This is a genomic window from Blautia sp. HCP3S3_D9, from assembly GCF_052063845.1.
Lineage (GTDB): Bacteria > Bacillota > Clostridia > Lachnospirales > Lachnospiraceae > Blautia_A.
The window spans coordinates 1-4,327 of the sequence record NZ_JBQHWS010000195.1 but is presented as its reverse complement, the minus strand read 5'-3'; the positions used below and the strand labels follow the sequence as shown (position 1 = coordinate 4,327).

The 4,327-nt window shown below is 41.0% G+C and carries 3 protein-coding genes; 1 reads left to right on the top strand and 2 read right to left on the bottom strand.

Annotated elements, in window-relative coordinates; all coding sequences use genetic code 11:
• Positions 1-129: 129 nt before the first annotated feature.
• Together ACTNES_RS19615 and ACTNES_RS19610 are read right to left on the bottom strand one after the other, a co-directional pair.
• Positions 130-2,637, bottom strand: a complete 2,508-nt coding sequence (locus ACTNES_RS19615) for a LuxR C-terminal-related transcriptional regulator (protein WP_291817463.1) — start codon at positions 2,635-2,637, stop codon at positions 130-132.
• 37 nt (positions 2,638-2,674) lie between these two features.
• A complete protein-coding gene (locus ACTNES_RS19610; protein ID WP_291817465.1) occupies positions 2,675-3,439 on the bottom strand; it encodes a DUF6062 family protein in 765 nt (254 codons plus the stop codon).
• A 431-nt stretch (positions 3,440-3,870) separates the two neighbouring features.
• On the opposite strand from ACTNES_RS19610, the gene ACTNES_RS19605 reads away from it, so the two are divergent.
• On the top strand, positions 3,871-4,327 hold a 457-nt coding region (locus ACTNES_RS19605; protein ID WP_441040459.1), incomplete at its 3' end, for a glycosyl hydrolase 2 galactose-binding domain-containing protein.

Below are 4,327 nucleotides of genomic sequence, written 5' to 3'. Positions count from 1 at the left end.
CATCTTGCAGAAAACCTTTTTCAAACATGCTCTAATCCGGAAAAAACAATTTCTGCTCCGGATATTATATTTATATCAGTATACGGTCGAAACAAGGAGAGGTCTATTAACCATTAGTTAGAATTTATGTTACTGCTTGATGGAAGAAATCAGTTCTATCAGCTGCTTCCTTTTGGTACGTGTATCGCCATTGATCATCAGTTTGGAATAAATCTGGTTGATATACTGTTTAATGGTGCCTTCAGAGAGAAAAAGTTTCTCAGCAATTTCACGGTTGCTCAGACGGTCGACGATTAGGCAGGCGATTTCTGTTTCTCTGCTACTCAGAACTTTAAAGATTTCAGGCTGTGAATTGCGGTTCGACATGCAGATGCAGTACTGTTCATAAGCTGAGCCAAGGGAAATGATCCGGCTTATGAACGGATCCGATGATATGGCATTCATATTGTTCAGTATGCTTTTCAGATATCTGTAATTTTCTGCAAAAGGAATCAGAAAGCCATCAGGCAGAGAGTTTTTTAGTGCCTTCTGCAAGAGTAAACGTGCATCATGATGTTTAGCGAGCATTTCGTAAGCAGCAGCGGTCTGAATCTGAATGTGGAGAGACACAAGTGCGTAATGCATTTCCTCACATATTGCTAGAAGTTTCTCACTTCTGCCAATGACTTTTGCGTACATTTGCTGTGAAAGAAAGACCTGATTTTCAATCATTTCCATCATAGGTCTGCATGGAGCAAGGAAGTTGACAGTGGAGAGCATATGATCTCTGAATAATGCAGGAATCTTCTCGGGCATTTCAGTCAGTGCATAGTAATAAGCATAGGTGCTGTCAAAGATATTCAGCCACATCATATTGTGGAGAGACAGAAGTTCTTGACGTTTCGTTTCAGGATTTCCGACAGGCAGGTCAATCTCCTGAAAAAGGGAGAGTCTTGCTGCCAGAAAATCGCAGCAGAGAGAAATATTCTGCTGACCGTTTGACGCGATTATGGAATACGCCTGTTCAAGAAGGATATGAGCATCGGAGAAATTTCCCTGTAAAAATGCTGCTTCTGCATTCATAAGTAACTCTGCACCTTGCCCGTGTCCCTGTGTGATTCGGTAGTAGTGGGGCATACAATCATTCATAGCCGTGAGTTCTGCGTCCAGTGTTCCGGACTCGCGGTGAAACATCATCAGTACAGAAGGAGAACCAAAAGTCCAGCTTCCTTCATTGCGGATGCTGATCGCAGGTCTGGACATTTTTTCGCCTGCACAGCGATGAAGAGTACTCATTTTAGTGATGTCATTGTACATCAGAAAGCTCATGATAAGATCGCATTCTCCGGAGAGATTATTTTTTTCTTCTTCAGAAAAATCTGTATGTTCAGCTATGGCATCGGCCAGAAGCTGCTTTAGTTCCAGCATTTTTGGAATCTGATGCCAGGTAAACATGCGGCGCATTAAGACAAGAAGTGCCAGAGGCCTGTCTTTCTGGATTTCTTTTGGGCAGGAATCAAGAAATGAGAGAACTCTTTCAGGTGAAAGGAAGGCAAGGTGTATTCCGGCATCTTTCTGGATCGCTGCAAGTGCGGCATCATAATTAAGAGCTTTTTCATAAGCTGAGAGGGCCTGGAGAAACTGACCGTGAGTTTCATACCATTGTCCATAACGATTTCGGTAAGTGGTCTGCTTTTCCGCAGAAAGTTTGGAAAAAGTACGCTGTGCGCATTCTTTCATCATATGATGAAAACGAAAATTGTTACCGTCGGGAAGTCGGCTTATGAAAGCATTCTGGCTGGTCATGGATGCAAGAATCTGTTCCGTTTCAGGATCCTTTGTGACAAAAGCTGCCATTTCCATGGAGAATTCATCTGCAAGTCCCATAACAGCCAGGAATTCCTGCTGTTTCTTGGAAAGCGGTGCGATCATAGCAGCAGAGAACATTTCGTAAATATCTGAATGATGGTCTGCAAGCTGCCTGTTCTCTGAAAAAGTGCAGAGATTCAGATAGACGGCTGAGAACCAGCCCTCACTGGAATGAAAGAGTTCATTCAGCTGGGATTCATTCAGACTTGCACCGCAGCGGTGAGTATAGACAGAGAGTTCTTGGCGGTTCAGACACAGATCATGGGTGTTGATGCGGTGCAGCTTTTTTCCGAGACGCAGGATCTCTTTTCCTGTCAGAAAGTTGTTTCTTCCTACTATGATCAGGTGCACGTTCTCAGGAAGTCTGTTTGTAAGAGTACAGATAAAATCTGTAACACGGTTTTCTTTCAGTAGATGAAAATCGTCAATGAAAATGTAGTAGTTTCCGGAACCACCCAGGGAATAACAAAATTCATCAGCCAGAAGACTGGCACCGGCAGTATCGGAAGGACAGATATAGTTGTTCAGAAAATCAAGTCCGGCGAAGGAAAAAGCTTTCTGAACACTCTGCCAGAAAACTGACACATTATCAGAATAAATACTGATACGGATTATAAAAGTTTTTTCAGATTTGCTCTGCTTGTTGAGATACCAGTTGACAGCAGTTGTTTTTCCATATCCCATAGGGGCAGCCACCACAGTAAGGACAGAATGAGAAACCGGCATCAGACATTCCTGCAGACGCTCAGATATGTAGATTGTATGAAAATTAAATTTCTTTTTAGACATCGGTCAGAACCTCTTTTAATTTAATTGCTATTTTGGTCTATTTTAACATATATACCGGATCTGCTGGATACCCGCTGCGAAGTTTTTGCATTCCACGCTGCAACGCATCTTTGGAGTTTTTCCAGTCTGCATTCTTATTTCTGTAATCAAACTTATCCGACAGCCATACCAGATCCTCTTCCATACGCTGGAAGTTCTCATCCATCAGCTTAAACATGGCAGGATAAAACTCAGCCTTTTCTTTATCATTCAGATATTTATCCATTTCATCACACAGAATCCCGAAGTGATGCAGACAGAATCCTTTACCGTTCAGAATTTTATTCTTAAATTCATTATCCCGCCGATACAGCCAGAAAAAAGTTTCCACATATCGATTAAACGTATCCTTAATATTCTGGCAGATAAAACAGCTACAATCCTTAGAAGCAGTCCATGCAGCAATCGGATTCCTATCAGCACCGGAATCTGAACGGCGGAAACGCCCGAGAATCGAGGACTTCCTCGGTGTAAAAGAATCAAACTGCTTTTTCATTTCTTCCCGAAGCTTATGATAATGTGTCTGAAGAATCAATGCATTTCCAAGAGTATTGCCATAATCAAACATCTTCTTCATATGCACCCTGCAAAATCCCGTCTTATCCGTCTGATCCCGGATATCACTTTCCATATAAGAAGAACTATTCCCCAGCACAAAATCCAGCGAATTCTGCTCCAGCTCCCGTTCAATAAAACAGAAAGGACACTCATCATTGGCATTTACCGCATCATTAAGCGGAATGGTATATAACTTTTCTTTCATTTCTGTATACTCCGATCATAGTTTTTACTTTTACCATTGTGTACAGAATTTCAGAGAATGTCAAGCAGAACAATTTTTACTGTTTGTTCCGCATATAGTGACAACAATTTTGCATTTTATCTGGAGGATTTTTTTGTATAGTTGATTATAGCATGCATGAATGGTATATTATATTTGATTTATTTTGATCAGATTAGGTGATTTATTTGTCCATTTTAATTGTAAAATCAGGACTGACAGGCTGAAATCTGACAGATATCGTGTGTTCAGTTATGAAATTGGATCAGCAATTTCCTTTGCAATGAGCTCTTACATTGTACTTCCGATGATTGCGGCATTATTTCAGGCAGTGCATTATGGAGGAGCGTTGATAAATATTGTAATCGAATGTTCTGAAAGTATAGAAATCTAAAACAAGGGGGATAAAACAAATGATAAAATTACAGCTTCATGAAAACTGGCAGTTGTGTAATATCAGGCAGCTGGACTGGATCCCAGCACAGGTTCCAGGGGATATTTATGCGGCACTTCTTAAAGCGGGAAAGATGTCGGATCCGTTCTTCGGAGATAATGAATATCAGGCAAAAGCACTGATGGAGGAGGATTACGAATACAGAACTGTATTTACCTATGAAAAAGAGCAGTTTAAAGAATGCCAGGAGATAATTCTGAGATTTGACGGAATTGATACGATCGCAGATATTTATCTGAATGGCTGCAGTCTGGGAAAAGTTGACAATATGCACAGAATCTGGGAGTTTCCGGTAGGTGAACTGCTGGAAAATGGTGAGAATATTTTACGTGTTATCATCCGTTCTCCACTGAAATTCATGGCAGAGGCATTTAAGAAATATAAGAACAGAGGAAATGAGGATACTGTTGAGGGAT

What these genes read in the sequence shown, in the direction of transcription:
- ACTNES_RS19615 (WP_291817463.1), bottom strand. Translation starts at nt 2,637, where the DNA reads ATGTCTAAAAAGAAATTTAATTTTCATACAATCTACATATCTGAGCGT.
- ACTNES_RS19610 (WP_291817465.1), bottom strand. Translation starts at nt 3,439, where the DNA reads ATGAAAGAAAAGTTATATACCATTCCGCTTAATGATGCGGTAAATGCC.